The sequence below is a fragment of the Sulfitobacter sp. PS-8MA genome, from assembly GCF_040933935.1.
GTDB lineage: Bacteria > Pseudomonadota > Alphaproteobacteria > Rhodobacterales > Rhodobacteraceae > Sulfitobacter.
In genome coordinates this window covers 1-13,143 of record NZ_JBFQYJ010000007.1, presented here as the reverse complement: position 1 = coordinate 13,143, position 13,143 = coordinate 1, and the positions used below count along the sequence as shown (strand labels likewise).

Below are 13,143 nucleotides of genomic sequence, written 5' to 3'. Positions count from 1 at the left end.
TTAAGCGGCCTTGTCGGCCTTGTCTTCGGTCAGGATGGTGTAGAGCGTTGCCGGATCGGGGTTCGACCGCAGCTTGGTGCAAATGCTGGTGTCCCGCAGGGTGCGGGCCACCAGAGCGAGCGCCTTGAGATGTTCGACACCCGCATCTTCGGGCGCGAAGAGCGCAAAGGCCACATCGACGGGCTGCCGATCCACCGAGGAAAAATCAATCGGCTTGTCGAGCAGCACAAAGGCACCGACAACCTTGTCGATGCCATCGACGCGGGCATGGGGCAGGGCGACACCATGGCCAACACCGGTCGGCCCAAGGGTTTCGCGTGTCATCAGCGCATCAACGACCTGACCTGCTGGCAGCCCATAGGCCTGCTGCGCCAGATCGCCAATATCCTGCATCAGACGTTTCTTGCTGGAAGCTGAGGTCAAGACCTTGACCGCTTCCGGCTTGAGGAGTTTGCCGAAATCCATTTCGCTCGCCCTGCTCTCGTGGCGAATATCTTCGCCGTTGCGTTACGAAGGATCGATCCAGCCGATGTTCCCGTCATCCCGACGGTACACGACGTTCATACCTTCTTGGCCTTCCTTGCGAAACAGGAGCACCGGGTCGCCGGACAGTTCCATCTGCATAACCGCTTCACCTACAGACAAAGTTGCGATCTTTGTCTGGGTCTCTGCAATGATCATGGGTTGGAGGCTGTCAGGTTCCTGCGCATCTGAATCGCTGTCTGCCGCGAGGATATAAGAGGACGCACCCAAAAGTTCAACCGGTTCGGACCGGTCTTTGTGATGGTCCTTCAAACGGCGCTTGTAGCGGCGCAACTGTTTTTCCATCTTTTCCCGACAGGCGTCGAAAGCCGCATAGATTTCAGTCGCTTTGCCCTTGGCGGAGGCATTGAGCCCGGTGGAAAGATGCACGGTCGCTTCGCAGACAAATTCATGCCCGGACTTGGAAAACACCACCTGGGCGTCTGTCGGGCGTTCGGCATACTTGTTGACCGCCTCATTTAGTTCCGCTTGGACGTGACTCCTAAGCGCGTCGCCAATGTCGATCTGTTTGCCGCTGATTTGGTACCGCATATCGTCTCCTTGTCATTCTTGATCCGAACGTCGTCAAAAGGTCCACGCGCAGGTGGGCCTTAACGGGTTCAGATATGAAGGAATGGCGTTGTGCCAAGGATGATTTTGCCTAATCCTTCGGAGGAAGGGCGTTGCAGGATCATACAGGCACGCATTATCACCATAGATCAATGAGGCCGCTTTTCCGTATGAAAGTCAATGGTGACGATGCCGATCAAGCGGAATAGTGAGCGCAATCCTACCCTTTCCGAAGCCCCTGCCGGATCAGGTAATCCTAAAGTTGTCGCCCAGATAGACGCGGCGCACGTTCTCATTTTGGACCACCTCTTCGGGCGTGCCGGACATCAGAACCTTACCCTCGTGCAGAATATAGGCGCGGTCCACAATCTCTAGTGTTTCTCGCACGTTATGGTCCGTGATCAAGACGCCGATGCCGCGGGTCTTGAGGTCGGCCACCAACTGTCGAATATCGCCCACCGAGATCGGGTCGACCCCGGCAAAGGGTTCGTCGAGCAGCAGGTAGTTGGGGTCGGCGGCAAGGCAACGGGCGATCTCGACCCGGCGGCGTTCGCCCCCCGACAGCGCCAAGGCAGGCGCGCGGCGCAGATGTTCGATGGAGAACTCGGTCAGCAGCTCTTCAAGCCGTTCGCGGCGCTGGTGGCGGTGTTTGACCCGAATGTCGAGGATCGCGCTGATGTTGTCTTCGACAGAAAGCCCGCGAAAGATGCTCATTTCCTGCGGCAGATAGCCAATGCCCAGCTGCGCGCGGCGGTACATCGGCAGGGTCGTCACGTCCTTGCCATCGACGGTGACCCGCCCGCCTTCCGGCGTGACCAGCCCGGCCACGGCATAAAAGGTCGTCGTCTTGCCCGACCCGTTTGGCCCCAGCAACGCCACGACCTCCCCCCGGTCCAGCTGCATCGAGAAATCCCGGATCACCGCTTTCTTGCGATAGGATTTGCGCAGATGGTCAATGCACAGCCCAGCGGTGCCGCCGGTGATCTTCAACTCGGGCGCAGGCATCAGTCGCCGTTGCCGGTCTGCAAGATCGTTTTGACCCCGCCGGACATCTGGGCGGTGCCATCGGTCAGGTTCACGGTCATTTCCTGCGCGCTGAGCGCGCTTGGCCCTTGGGTCATCAACACATCGCCGCGCATCACCAAAGTCCCCGCATCAATGTCATAATCGGCGCGTTCGGCTTCGGCGGCATCCTCGCCCGAGACCAACAAGACGCCGCCAGTGGCCTCCAGCTGTGCGATGCCTGCCTCATCGGCGCGGTAAACCACTTTGACCCGCGCCGCCGAGAGCTTCATTTCACCCTGCGATATCAGCACGTTACCCTCAAAGACAGCGGTGCCAGTGGCATTGTCGACCGACAGGTTGTCGGCGGTGACTTCGACCGGCAGGCTGGTGTCTTGGGTGATGGCACCAAAGGCGACATTGGCAGATTGCGCGGCCAAAGGCGCGGTTTGCAGGGCGAAAAGCAGCGGCAGAAGCAAAAAAATCAAATGTCTCAAAGCAGTTACTCTTTTGTTGGCTGCGGCGTGTATATCAGCTTCACGCCTTTTGTGAAAAGCAATTGCGATCCGCTGTCGTTCTGCCGGTTGGTGATGACCATAGCACCGGCGTCGATCTTGCCTGCCGGGCTGGTGGCCTGCACCGGGCCGGGTGAGGCGATATCTAGCGTGGTCAGGTTCGATGTCATCTGCTGCGACTGGATGCGGTAGCCTGTCGAGGTTGTGATGCGCACATCTCCGCTGAGATCCGCGCGATCGGCGGCAGGGTCGACCATGGCCTCGGCCGCGTCCAGCACGATCTGGGTGCCGCTTTGCAAATCCAGCACCGCGCGCAGGTCTTCGGCTTTGTTCGTGCCGGACTGCCCGCGCGGGGTGGTCAGCTTTTCGGCAGAGAAAGAGATCAGATCCCCCGCCTCCGTGGTGCCGGAATAGAAGGGGCCGGTGACCTGCTGGTCGCGGAGGCGTTCTTGCACTTCCTTTTCGGCAAAGGGGATCGTCGCCTCAGGGTCAATCGCGCGGGACAGCAGAAAGAGGGTCGACAGCAAGGCCAGCGCGAGCAGCGGAAACAGGATTTTCAGCCATGACACAAGGCGGGTATAGCGATCCCCCTGCATCTGCCGTTAGCCCAGCCCGACGCGCAGGCAGTCGTGCAGATGCAGCAGGCCGATGGGGGTTTTCCCCTCTTCCGGGTCGATCACGATCAGACAGGTGATCTTGCGGCTGTTCATCACGCCCACGGCCTTTTCGGCGAGCTCATCCGGCCCGATGGTCACCGGCGAAGGGGTCATCACATCGCGCGCCGACATGGTCATCAGCCCATCCAGATGCCGGGCTAGGTCACCCATGGTGATGATCCCGGCAAGGGCGCCATTATCTTCGGTGACGCAGACCACGCCAAAGCCTTTGCGGCTGATCTCGCCAAGCGCTTCGGGCATCGGTGCGTCAACGCCGACCAAGGGCATCGCCGCGCCGACATGCATCAGATCGCCGACCCGGCTTAGCCGCGCACCCAGTTTGCCACCGGGGTGGAAGTCGCGGAAATGCTCGGCGGTAAAGGCGCGGTTCTCCATCAGCGCCACGGCCACGGCATCCCCCATTGCCAGCGTCAGCGTGGTCGAGGTGGTGGGCACCACGCCGGTGCCGCAGGCTTCCGCAATGCGGGGCAGTTCCAGCACCACATCGCTGTGCCGGCCAAGGCTGCTGTCGGGGCGGCTGGTGATGCCGATGAGCGGAATCGCATAGCGGCGCGAATAGGCGATCAGGTTGGCCAGTTCCGGCGCTTCGCCCGAGTTTGAGATCGCCAGCACCACATCGGCGGCGGTGATCATGCCCAGATCGCCATGGCTCGCCTCGGCCGGATGTACGAATTGCGCGGGCGTGCCGGTGGAGGCCAGCGTCGCCGCGATTTTATTGCCGATATGGCCCGATTTGCCGATGCCGGTGACGATGATCCGGCCTTTGCAGGCGCGCATCAGGTCAATGGCGGCGCGGAAACGGTCATCGAGACTGTCGGCCAGTTCGATCAGCGCATCGGATTCGCAGCGGATCACGCGGCGGGCGGTATCAAGGAAAGGTGTGTTCATGCGTGTGCGAAGATGTCCGTGTCCGGCCATCCCTCCAGATCGAGCTTGGCGCGCATCGGCAGGAAATCGAAACAGGCCTGCGCCATCTCCATCCGGCCTTCGCGTATCAGGCGTTTGTTCAACTCATCGCGCAGCCGGTGCAGATAGAGCACATCAGAGGCGGCATAGTCGATCTGCGCCTGGCTCAGTTCTTCGGCGCCCCAGTCGCTGGATTGCTGCTGTTTCGAGATATCGACGCTCAGCAATTCCTGGCAGAGCTTTGCCAGCCCGTGCCGGTCGGTATAGGTGCGCACCAGTCGGCTGGCGATCTTGGTGCAATAGACCGGTGCTGCGGTGGCGCCAAAGGCGTTGAGCATCGCGGCAATGTCAAAGCGGCCATAGTGGAACAGCTTCAGCACATGCGGGTTTTCCAGAAGCGCGCTGAGGTTCGGCGCTGCGGACTGGCCCTTGGCGATCTGCACCAGATGGGCGTGGCCGTCACCGCCCGAAAGCTGCACCACACAGAGCCGGTCACGATGCGGATGCAGCCCCATGGTCTCGCAATCAATGGCCACCATCGGCCCAAGGTCGAGGTCATCCGGCAGGTCGTTCTGATAGAGGAAATTTGTCATGAGCACGTCTATACCGCGCTTGCGCCGCATGGGAAAGCCGCGCTTTGACGACAGTCAGCCCGCCGCCGATGCCGCCGCCAGATCTTGCAGCGCAGGCCGGGGGTAGCGCTGCAGCAGCGCATCGACCAAGAGGTGACATTGATAGCCGGACCAGTCTGGCCGGATCAGCCCGCCGGGCAGGGGGGGGTGTTTCAGCACCAGCCGCCGCCAGTTATGCACGATAAGACAGCGCAGAACGGCGATATCAAGCGCGTTCATATGGCGCGTATCGGCCAGCGTCCTCTCCAGCGCTGAGAGCGCGCCGAGCAAGGCGTCATATTCCGGCTGCAAAGCGGCCGGCTCCGCCGCGCGGCGCAGCCAGTCGGGCGGGGCGTCCCCGCGCAGGGCAAGGCAGTCTTTTGGCGCGGTGCCATCCATCCGCCCGACATAGGCGCGCGGGGTGACCGGAATGAAGCCGCTTGCGCGCAGCGCCATGTCGGACTGCCGCCCGTTCTCTTCGGTCACGATCATCTGCCAAGGCTCTGACAGGTCCGGCGGCGGGGCGTAGATGCGCGGGCTGGCCGCGGCACTTTCCGCCCGGCCCTGCGCGGTCAGGCTGTGCTGGCTGATCCGCCCCACCTTGTGGGACTGCAACCAGCCGTCATTGCGCAGCCGGTGCAACGCCACACGGCTTGCCTCTGGCCGCACGTCAAGCGCGGCCATGATCGTCGACAGCACCGGCCCGTCGATCGCATGGCCGCTGCCCTGGGCCAGATCGCCAAAAAGGCTGATCATCAGCGACCAGACGCGCTGACCCCCCAGGCCCGCAAAGGCTGCTACGGCAGTGCAGGGCTGCTCAGAGCGCATTCATCGTCAACAGATCGTATTCCGCGACCGCTTCCTCTCGCTGGTTGGTGAGGGTCACATGCCAGCGCACCTCGCCATATTCGTCGTTGCGCGGGGTTTTATGTTTGACCGACAGCCGCACTTTCATGCTGTCGCCTGCCGAGACCGGTTCGAGGAAGCGCAGATTGTCGAGCCCGGTATTGGCCAGCACCGGACCGGGGTCAGGCTGCACGAAGAGGCCCGCGGCAAAGCTCAGCAGCAGATAGCCATGGGCCACGCGCCCCGGAAAGAACGGGTTCGCGGCGGCGGCGTCTTCGTCCATATGCGCGTAGAAAGTGTCGCCGGTGAAATGGGCGAATTTCTCAATATCGTCGAGCGAGATTTCACGGGATTTGGAATAGAAGGTCTCGCCCAGATCCAGGGCACCAAACCGGCGGGTGAAAGGATGGTCGCGGTCGGTGATCTCTTCCGCGCCCGGCACCCATTGCTTGCCGATGGCGGTCAGAATGTCGGGGCTGCCCTGCACCGCAGTGCGCTGCATGTAATGCATCACGCCGCGCACGCCGCCCAGTTCCTCGCCCCCGCCCGCGCGGCCCGGCCCGCCATGGACCATATGCGGCAGCGGCGAGCCGTGGCCGGTGGCCTCTGCCATCGACTTGCGGTTGTTGAAATAAAGCCGCCCGTGGAAGGCGGCGGACCCCATGGTCAACTCCCGCGCGACCTCACCGTCATTGGTGATGATGGAGGCGACGAGCGAGCCTTGGCCGCGGTTCAAAAGCTGCGTGGCATGGGCCAGATCGCGGTAGGGCATGAGGGTGGAGACCGGGCCGAAAGCCTCGGTGTCATGGACGCGCTCTGCCTTGTCCGGATCGGCGCAGTGAAACAGCATCGGCGGCAGGAAGGCGCCCTTGTCCTTATCCGCGCCCTGCACGGTGAAACTCTCGGGATCGCCAAAGACATGTTCGGCCTCGGCCCCCAGCAAGGCGACCTTGTCCAGCACGTCGCGTTTCTGGCTGCCCGAGACCAAGGCGCCCATGCGGGTCTCTTCGGCACGCGGGTCGCCGATGGTGGTCTTGGCGAGGCGCTCGGACAGCGCCGAAATCACCGCGTCGATCTGCGCCTCTGGCACCATCACGCGGCGGATCGCGGTGCATTTCTGCCCCGCTTTCGCGGTCATCTCGCGCTGCACTTCCTTGACGAAGAGGTCAAACTCCGGCGTGCCGGGGGTGGCGTCAGGGCCAAGGACGGAGGCGTTGAGACTGTCCTGTTCCGAGGTGAAGCGCACCGAGTTCTGCAAGAGCTTCGGATTGCTGCGCAGTTTCAGCGCCGTGTCCGCCGAGCCGGTAAAAGCCACCGCATCCTGACAGTCGAGGTGGTCGAGCATATCGCCCAAGCCCCCGCTCACCAGTTGCAACGCGCCTTTGGGCAGCAGCCCACTGTCGAGCATCAGCCGCACGCAATGCTCGGTCACATAGCAGGTTGCGGTGGCGGGTTTGACGATTGCCGGCACGCCCGCGAGCAGGGTCGGGGCAAGCTTCTCCAACATGCCCCAGACCGGGAAGTTGAAGGCGTTGATATGCACCGCGACACCCTGCAGCGGCGTGCAGATATGCCGCCCCATGAACTGCCCTTCACGGCCCAGCTGCTCGGGCGCCCCGTCGAGGTAGACATGGGCATCCGGCATCTCGCGCCGGCCCTTGGAGGCGAAGACCAGCATGGTGCCGATACCGCCGTCGACGTCGATCTTATGGTCGGAGAGGGTGGCGCCGGTGTCGTAGCTCAGGTCATAAAGCGCCTGTTTATGCTCCATCAGATGCAGCGCCAGCGCCTTGAGCATGCGCGCGCGGTCGTGGAATGTCATGGCGCGCAGGGCCGGGCCGCCATGTTCGCGGGCAAAGCCCAGCATCGCCTGCACGTCCAGCGCGTCGTTCCCGGCCTGGGCGATCACCTCGCCGGTGATCGCGCTGGCGATGTTGCGGGCGCCCGCACCAGAAGCCAGCCATTCGCCTGCGGCGAAGCTTTGAATATCGCGCATGTCGGATCCTTTAATGTGTGTCGTAGTCAATGGTGAGCGTGTCGCTGAGCGGGTAGCTCTGGCAGGTCAGCACATAGCCGCGCTCGACCTCATAATCCTCAAGCGCGTGGTTCGACAGCATCTCGACCTCACCGTCGAGCACCTTGCCCATACAGGTGGAACAGACGCCCGCCTTGCAGGAGAACGGCGCTTCCTGCCCGTTTTCCAGCGCCGCTTCGAGCACCGACTGGCCCTTCTGCATGGTGAAACTGCGCCGCGCCCCGTCGATGATGACGGTGACTTCGGTGCCGCTTTGACCTTCGCTGCGCTTGGCCATTTCCTGTTTCGCCAGACGGCCCTGCTGGCTCTCACTGAAAAGCTCGAACTTGATCTGATCCTCGGCCAGCCCATTGGTCTTGAGCGCCTCGGCAATCGCCAGCATCATCGGCTCCGGGCCGCAGATAAAGGCGGTATCGACGGTGTCGATCTGGATCCAATGTTTGAACAGCGCATCGCATTTCGCCTGATCGACGCGGCCTTCGAAAAGCTCCATATCCTGCCCGGATTCGAGGATATGGATGATCGTCAGCCGCCCCATGTAGCGGTTCTTCAGATCCTCAAGCTCTTCGCGGAACATGATCGTGTTCACCGCGCGGTTGGCATAGACCAGCGTGAAGGTCGACTGCGGCTCGCGTTTCAGCACCGTTTTCAGGATCGACAGCACCGGGGTGATGCCCGACCCGCCCGCGAAACCGAGGTAGTTCTTGGCCACTTCCGGCTCGATCGGGGTGTGGAACTTGCCCTGCGGCGGCATCGCGTGCAGCACGTCGCCGACCTTAAGCTCGGTATTGGCGTAGGTCGAGAACGCCCCGCCATCGACGCGTTTGATGCCGACCTTTAACTCGCCATCGTCGAGACCGGCGCAGATCGAATAGTTCCGGCGCAACTCGGTCCCGTCGAAATCCTGCTTGAAGGTCAGATATTGCCCTTGGGTAAAGGCAAAGGCGTCAGGGTTCTCGGGCTTTAACGTCAGCACCACCGCGTCGCGGATGGTGTGGTGAATATCAGTCACTAACAGGGGGTGGAACTGGCTCATCGGGGCCTCAGATACATTTGAAATAGTCGAAGGGTTCAAGGCAGTCTTGGCAGCGCCATTGCGCCTTGCAGGGGGTCGAGCCGAACTGGCTGATCTTTTCCACGGCGGTCGATTTGCACAGCGGGCAATGCTGCGGGCCGCCAGCGGGCTGAGGCGGGGCGATGCCGTAAGCCTCCAGCTTGGCGCGGCCAGTGTCGCTGAGCCAATCGGTCGACCATGCGGGGGAAAGCTGGCGTTTCAGGGTCAGCTTTTCGATGCCACGCGCGCGCAGGGCGGTTTCGATATCAAGGTTGATGATGCTGGTGGCGGGACAGCCCGAATAGGTCGGGGTGACCGTGACGACCAGCGTGTCATCCTCCCAGGCGACATCGCGGATGATCCCCAGATCCGTCAGGGAGATCACGGGGATCTCGGGGTCCGGCACGGCGCTGAGCCAGTCCCAAACCGTCTCTAACGAAGGCTTTTCGATTACCATGTGGCATCCGGGTAGGCGCGTTGCAGCCACTGCATCTGGGTCAGCATATGGCCCAGATGCTCGCTGTGCCGCGCGCCGCTTTTCCCGCCCCTATGGGCAAAATCATCCTCGGGCTTGGTGAGTGTTGCCGCGCTGAGCGTGTCGCCGACCAACTGGTCATAGCCCGCGCGCAGGCTGGCAGGGTCGGGGGCAATGCCCGCCGCGACCATCGCCGCATCAACATCATCGCCGATGAACATCTCGCCGACATAGGGCCAGAGCAGATCAAGCGCTGCCTGCATCCGGCGGTGGCTTTCCTCGGTCCCGTCGCCGAGGCCGATCACCGTGTCGGAAGAGCGTTCGAGGTGATAGGTCACCTCTTTCGCGGATTTCTCGGCAATGGCGGCGATCTCCTTGTCGCTGGAGTCGATCAGCGCGGTCAGCTGCGCCAGATGCCAGGCGTCGAAGAGGAACTGCCGCATCATGGTCTGGCCGAAGTCGCCATTGGGCTGCTCAACCAGCAGCACATTGCGGAAGTCCCAGACATCGCGGTGAAAGGCGAGCTTGTCGGCATCGCGGCCTGCGCCCTCGACCTCGCCCGCCAGACCCAGCCACAACTGCGTCTGGCCGATGAGGTCAAGCGCCACGTTCGCCAGCGCAATGTCTTCCTCCAGCACCGGCGCCACGCCGCACCATTCCGAGACGCGGTGGCCCAGCACGAGGGCGTTGTCGCCCATACGGCAAAGGAATTCGAATTTAGGGTCGGTCGTGCTCACATCGCCCCCACTTCGTCGGGAATGTCGAAAAAGGTCGGGTGGCGGTAGACCTTGTCATTGGCAGGCTCATAAAGCGCGCCCTTCTCCTCGGGCGAGGAGGCGGCGATGGCGCTGGCCTCGACCGCCCAGATGCTCACACCCTCGTTGCGGCGGGTATAGACGTCGCGGGCGTTCTTGATCGCCATTTCGGCGTCTGCGGCGTGCAGGCTGCCGACATGGCGGTGGCTGAGCCCGTGCTGGCCCCGGATAAAGATCTCCCACAGGGGCCATTCGGTGGGCCGGGCCTTGCCATGGGGCGCGGCCTCGGTGCCGTCATATTCACTGGATTCTGGGCTGCTCATCTCGCTTACTCCGCTGCCATTTGTCTGCTGCGCTTCTTCTCGGCGTGGGCCAGAAGCCCCTCACGCACCCAACGGCCTTCGTCCCAAGCCTTGTTGCGCGCCGCCAGCCGTTCGGTGTTGCAAGGGCCATTGCCCTTGAGCACCTGAAAGAACTCTTCCCAATCCGGCTCGGCAAAATCGTAATGGCCGGTTTCCTCGTTGAACTTGAGGGTCTCGTCGGGGATCGTCAGGCCGAGGTATTCCGCCTGCGGCACCGTCTCGTCGACGAACTTCTGGCGCAGCTCGTCATTGGTGTTCATCTTGATCTTCCAGGCCATCGACTGGGCGGAATGGACCGAATCCTTGTCCGAGGGGCCGAACATCATCAGCGCCGGGAACCAGAAGCGGTTGAGCGCATCCTGCGCCATCTTGCGCTGCGCGGGGGTGCCATTGGCCATCTTCATCATGATGTCGAAGCCCTGACGCTGGTGGAAGCTCTCTTCCTTGCAGATCCGGACCATGGCGCGGGCGTAGGGGCCGTAAGAGGTCCGCTGCAAAGGCACCTGGTTCATGATCGCGGCGCCGTCGACGAGCCAGCCCACGGCGCCCATATCGGCCCAAGTCAGGGTCGGGTAGTTGAAGATCGAGGAATACTTCATCTTGCCCGACAGAAGGTCACGGGTCATCTGGTCGCGGGTCACGCCCAGCGTCTCCGCCGCGCAATAGAGGTAGAGGCCATGGCCGGCCTCGTCCTGTACCTTGGCCAGCAGGATCGCCTTGCGCTCCAGCGTCGGTGCGCGGGTGATCCAGTTGCCCTCGGGCAATTGGCCCACGATCTCGCTATGGGCGTGCTGGCCGATCTGGCGGATCAGGTTCTTGCGGTAGCCGTCGGGCATCCAGTCCTTGGGCTCGATCTTGCCGCCCGCGTCGATGCGCTCCTGAAAGGCGCGCTCGTCGGGCTCCATCTCGTCGAGGGACTTGATGCCCTTGCCGGTGGATTTGATCATCTGTGCATACATCGGTCTGTTCCTTTCGAGGAAAGAAGTCTCAGCCTGCGTTTTCGAGAATCAGCGCGACGCCCTGACCCACGCCCACACACATCGTACATAGTGCGTATTTGCCGCCCGTCCGCTTGAGTTGCAGCGCCGCCGTCATCACCAGACGCGCGCCGGACATGCCAAGCGGGTGGCCGATGGCGATGGCGCCGCCGTTGGCGTTCACATGGGGCGCGTCATCCGGCACACCAAGCGCGCGCAGCGTGGCGAGACCTTGGCTGGCGAAGGCCTCATTGAGTTCGATCACGTCCATCTGCTCGATCGTCAGGCCCGCCCGGTCCAGCACCTTGCGCACCGCGGGGATCGGGCCGATGCCCATGACACGCGGCTCGACACCCGCCGCCGACATCGCCACGACGCGGGCGATGGGGGAAAGGCCGTGGTCCTTCACCCCCGCCTCAGACGCCAGCAACATCGCCGCCGCCCCGTCGTTAACGCCCGAGGCATTACCGGCGGTCACGGTAAGGTCGGCCCCGTTGATGCCGCGCAGCTTGCCCAGTTTCTCCAGCGTGGTGCCGGGCCGCGGGTGTTCGTCGCGGTCGACAACCACATCCTCGCCCTTGCGCTGCGGAATGGTCACAGGGGCGATTTCCTCGGCAAAGATGCCTTTTTCATCCGCCTCGGCCCAGCGTTGCTGGCTGCGGGCGGCGAAAGCGTCTTGGTCTGCGCGCGAGACGTCATGATCGGCGGCGACATTGTCTGCCGTTTCAGGCATCGAGTCCACACCAAATTGCGCCTTCATCTTGGGGTTCACGAAGCGCCAGCCGATGGTGGTGTCATAGACGGCGTTGCTGCGCGAAAAGGCGGTTTCGGCTTTTGGCATCACAAAGGGCGCGCGCGACATGCTCTCGATCCCGCCAGCGATGGCCAGATCCATGTCGCCGGCACGGATCGCCCGTGCCGCCGCGCCCACCGCGTCCATGCCGCTGGCGCAGAGGCGGTTGATCGTGGCGCCCGGCACGTCGACGGGCAGACCGGCCAGCAGGGCGGCCATACGCGCGACGTTGCGGTTGTCTTCGCCCGCCTGGTTGGCGCAGCCCATGATGACATCATCGACACGCGCCCAATCGACAGTCGGGTTCCGCTCCATCAGGGCCTTCAGCGGGATCGCCGCCAAATCATCGGCGCGAACCGATGAGAGGGCGCCGCCGTAACGGCCAATGGGGGTGCGCTGCGCGTCGCAGATGAATGCCTGCATGGGGGACTCCTGTTGTTGTCGCGCAACCTAACCTCTTGCGCGATTCGGGTTCAATTAAAATGTTACGATTTACCGGGTGCGTTAGGATTTCAGTAACGCTTTAGGTCTGCGCGAAGCGTGGCGCCCCCGCTGAGAGGGCGATGCCCGGGGCGCCCCCGGGCGAGATGCTTTAGAAGTCGACGCCGCGCTGCGCTTTGATGCCCGCATGGAAAGGGTGTTTCACCTCCCGCATCTCGGTCACCAGATCGGCATAGGCGCAGAGTTCCGGCTTCGCATCGCGGCCGGTCAATACGGCGGTGGTCCCCTCGGCCCGTGCTTCAAGCCCGGCGATCACATCCTCGACCCTGAGGTAGTCATAGCGCAGGGCGATGTTGATCTCATCCATCACCACCAGAGCATAATCCCCGCTCGCCATCATATCGCGGGCCTTGCCAAAGGCGGCTTCGGCGGCGGCGATGTCCCGGTCACGGTCTTGGGTATCCCAGGTGAAACCTTCGCCCATCGTGTGCCATGTGACCTCGCCCAGCCGGTCAAAGAACTGGCGCTCCGCCGGTGATCCATTTGCCCTTGATGAACTGCACCACGCCGACCTTCTGCTTCCAGCCAAGCGCCCGGATCAC

General features: G+C 62.8%; 16 protein-coding genes. All 16 read right to left on the bottom strand.

Annotated features, from left to right (window positions below; genetic code table 11):
- The 16 genes from AB4M76_RS13455 to AB4M76_RS13380 all read right to left on the bottom strand — a co-directional run bounded on the left by AB4M76_RS13455 (position 1) and on the right by AB4M76_RS13380 (position 13,025).
- The gene (locus AB4M76_RS13455) at positions 1-465 is read right to left on the bottom strand and encodes a PTS sugar transporter subunit IIA (RefSeq protein WP_368442450.1); all 465 of its coding nucleotides are present in this window, start codon (positions 463-465) and stop codon (positions 1-3) included.
- A 42-nt stretch (positions 466-507) separates the two neighbouring features.
- Complete coding sequence (gene raiA / locus AB4M76_RS13450; RefSeq protein WP_368442449.1) at positions 508-1,074, bottom strand: ribosome-associated translation inhibitor RaiA; 567 nt, start codon at positions 1,072-1,074, stop codon at positions 508-510.
- 264 nt (positions 1,075-1,338) lie between these two features.
- Positions 1,339-2,097, bottom strand: a complete 759-nt coding sequence (gene lptB, locus AB4M76_RS13445) for an LPS export ABC transporter ATP-binding protein (RefSeq protein WP_368442448.1) — start codon at positions 2,095-2,097, stop codon at positions 1,339-1,341.
- Positions 2,097-2,591, bottom strand: a complete 495-nt coding sequence (locus AB4M76_RS13440; RefSeq protein WP_368442447.1) for an LptA/OstA family protein — start codon at positions 2,589-2,591, stop codon at positions 2,097-2,099. Before AB4M76_RS13440 ends, lptB begins: the two co-directional genes overlap by 1 nt.
- A gap of 5 nt (positions 2,592-2,596) precedes the next feature.
- Positions 2,597-3,205 (bottom strand): LPS export ABC transporter periplasmic protein LptC, encoded by a 609-nt coding sequence (gene lptC / locus AB4M76_RS13435; protein ID WP_368442446.1) that lies wholly within the window; start codon positions 3,203-3,205, stop codon positions 2,597-2,599.
- Between the two features lie 6 nt (positions 3,206-3,211).
- The gene (locus AB4M76_RS13430; RefSeq protein ID WP_368442445.1) at positions 3,212-4,174 is read right to left on the bottom strand and encodes an SIS domain-containing protein; all 963 of its coding nucleotides are present in this window, start codon (positions 4,172-4,174) and stop codon (positions 3,212-3,214) included.
- Positions 4,171-4,785 carry a ribonuclease D gene (locus AB4M76_RS13425; protein ID WP_368442444.1) on the bottom strand — a complete coding sequence of 205 codons (615 nt, stop codon included), beginning with the start codon at positions 4,783-4,785 and terminating at the stop codon, positions 4,171-4,173. The genes AB4M76_RS13430 and AB4M76_RS13425 overlap by 4 nt, the downstream gene beginning before the upstream one ends.
- A 54-nt stretch (positions 4,786-4,839) precedes the next feature.
- Positions 4,840-5,559, bottom strand: coding sequence for a PaaX family transcriptional regulator C-terminal domain-containing protein (locus tag AB4M76_RS13420; RefSeq protein WP_368442443.1), 720 nt, complete (start codon positions 5,557-5,559; stop codon positions 4,840-4,842).
- Positions 5,560-5,620: 61 nt separating this feature from the next.
- A complete protein-coding gene (gene paaZ, locus AB4M76_RS13415; protein WP_368442442.1) occupies positions 5,621-7,645 on the bottom strand; it encodes a phenylacetic acid degradation bifunctional protein PaaZ in 2,025 nt (674 codons plus the stop codon).
- A gap of 10 nt (positions 7,646-7,655) precedes the next feature.
- On the bottom strand, positions 7,656-8,720 hold the full coding sequence (locus AB4M76_RS13410; RefSeq protein WP_368440324.1) for a 2Fe-2S iron-sulfur cluster-binding protein: 1,065 nt from the start codon (positions 8,718-8,720) through the stop codon (positions 7,656-7,658).
- A gap of 7 nt (positions 8,721-8,727) precedes the next feature.
- Complete coding sequence (gene paaD / locus AB4M76_RS13405) at positions 8,728-9,195, bottom strand: 1,2-phenylacetyl-CoA epoxidase subunit PaaD (RefSeq protein WP_368440323.1); 468 nt, start codon at positions 9,193-9,195, stop codon at positions 8,728-8,730.
- Positions 9,189-9,911 carry a 1,2-phenylacetyl-CoA epoxidase subunit PaaC gene (gene paaC / locus AB4M76_RS13400; RefSeq protein WP_368440332.1) on the bottom strand — a complete coding sequence of 241 codons (723 nt, stop codon included), beginning with the start codon at positions 9,909-9,911 and terminating at the stop codon, positions 9,189-9,191. Before paaC ends, paaD begins: the two co-directional genes overlap by 7 nt.
- A gap of 35 nt (positions 9,912-9,946) precedes the next feature.
- Positions 9,947-10,291, bottom strand: a complete 345-nt coding sequence (gene paaB, locus AB4M76_RS13395) for a 1,2-phenylacetyl-CoA epoxidase subunit PaaB (RefSeq protein WP_368440322.1) — start codon at positions 10,289-10,291, stop codon at positions 9,947-9,949.
- A 5-nt stretch (positions 10,292-10,296) separates the two neighbouring features.
- The gene (gene paaA / locus AB4M76_RS13390) at positions 10,297-11,289 is read right to left on the bottom strand and encodes a 1,2-phenylacetyl-CoA epoxidase subunit PaaA (protein ID WP_368440321.1); all 993 of its coding nucleotides are present in this window, start codon (positions 11,287-11,289) and stop codon (positions 10,297-10,299) included.
- Positions 11,290-11,317: 28 nt separating this feature from the next.
- Positions 11,318-12,523: a 3-oxoadipyl-CoA thiolase gene (gene pcaF, locus AB4M76_RS13385; RefSeq protein ID WP_368440320.1), complete on the bottom strand. Its 1,206-nt coding sequence runs from the start codon at positions 12,521-12,523 to the stop codon at positions 11,318-11,320.
- 169 nt (positions 12,524-12,692) lie between these two features.
- Positions 12,693-13,025 (bottom strand): cob(I)yrinic acid a,c-diamide adenosyltransferase, encoded by a 333-nt coding sequence (locus AB4M76_RS13380; RefSeq protein ID WP_368442441.1) that lies wholly within the window; start codon positions 13,023-13,025, stop codon positions 12,693-12,695.
- Between the last annotated feature and the right edge of the window lie 118 nt (positions 13,026-13,143).

Bases quoted from the DNA above. Each gene is read 5' to 3' on its own strand.
- paaA (WP_368440321.1), bottom strand. From the start codon at position 11,289: ATGTATGCACAGATGATCAAATCCACCGGCAAGGGCATCAAGTCCCTC.
- AB4M76_RS13420 (WP_368442443.1), bottom strand. From the start codon at position 5,559: ATGATCAGCCTTTTTGGCGATCTGGCCCAGGGCAGCGGCCATGCGATC.
- AB4M76_RS13430 (WP_368442445.1), bottom strand. From the start codon at position 4,174: ATGAACACACCTTTCCTTGATACCGCCCGCCGCGTGATCCGCTGCGAA.
- paaZ (WP_368442442.1), bottom strand. From the start codon at position 7,645: ATGCGCGATATTCAAAGCTTCGCCGCAGGCGAATGGCTGGCTTCTGGT.
- pcaF (WP_368440320.1), bottom strand. From the start codon at position 12,523: ATGCAGGCATTCATCTGCGACGCGCAGCGCACCCCCATTGGCCGTTAC.
- paaC (WP_368440332.1), bottom strand. From the start codon at position 9,911: ATGGGCGACAACGCCCTCGTGCTGGGCCACCGCGTCTCGGAATGGTGC.
- paaD (WP_368440323.1), bottom strand. From the start codon at position 9,195: ATGGTAATCGAAAAGCCTTCGTTAGAGACGGTTTGGGACTGGCTCAGC.
- lptB (WP_368442448.1), bottom strand. From the start codon at position 2,097: ATGCCTGCGCCCGAGTTGAAGATCACCGGCGGCACCGCTGGGCTGTGC.
- AB4M76_RS13455 (WP_368442450.1), bottom strand. From the start codon at position 465: ATGGATTTCGGCAAACTCCTCAAGCCGGAAGCGGTCAAGGTCTTGACC.
- raiA (WP_368442449.1), bottom strand. From the start codon at position 1,074: ATGCGGTACCAAATCAGCGGCAAACAGATCGACATTGGCGACGCGCTT.
- AB4M76_RS13410 (WP_368440324.1), bottom strand. From the start codon at position 8,720: ATGAGCCAGTTCCACCCCCTGTTAGTGACTGATATTCACCACACCATC.
- paaB (WP_368440322.1), bottom strand. From the start codon at position 10,291: ATGAGCAGCCCAGAATCCAGTGAATATGACGGCACCGAGGCCGCGCCC.
- lptC (WP_368442446.1), bottom strand. From the start codon at position 3,205: ATGCAGGGGGATCGCTATACCCGCCTTGTGTCATGGCTGAAAATCCTG.
- AB4M76_RS13425 (WP_368442444.1), bottom strand. From the start codon at position 4,785: ATGACAAATTTCCTCTATCAGAACGACCTGCCGGATGACCTCGACCTT.
- AB4M76_RS13380 (WP_368442441.1), bottom strand. From the start codon at position 13,025: ATGGGCGAAGGTTTCACCTGGGATACCCAAGACCGTGACCGGGACATC.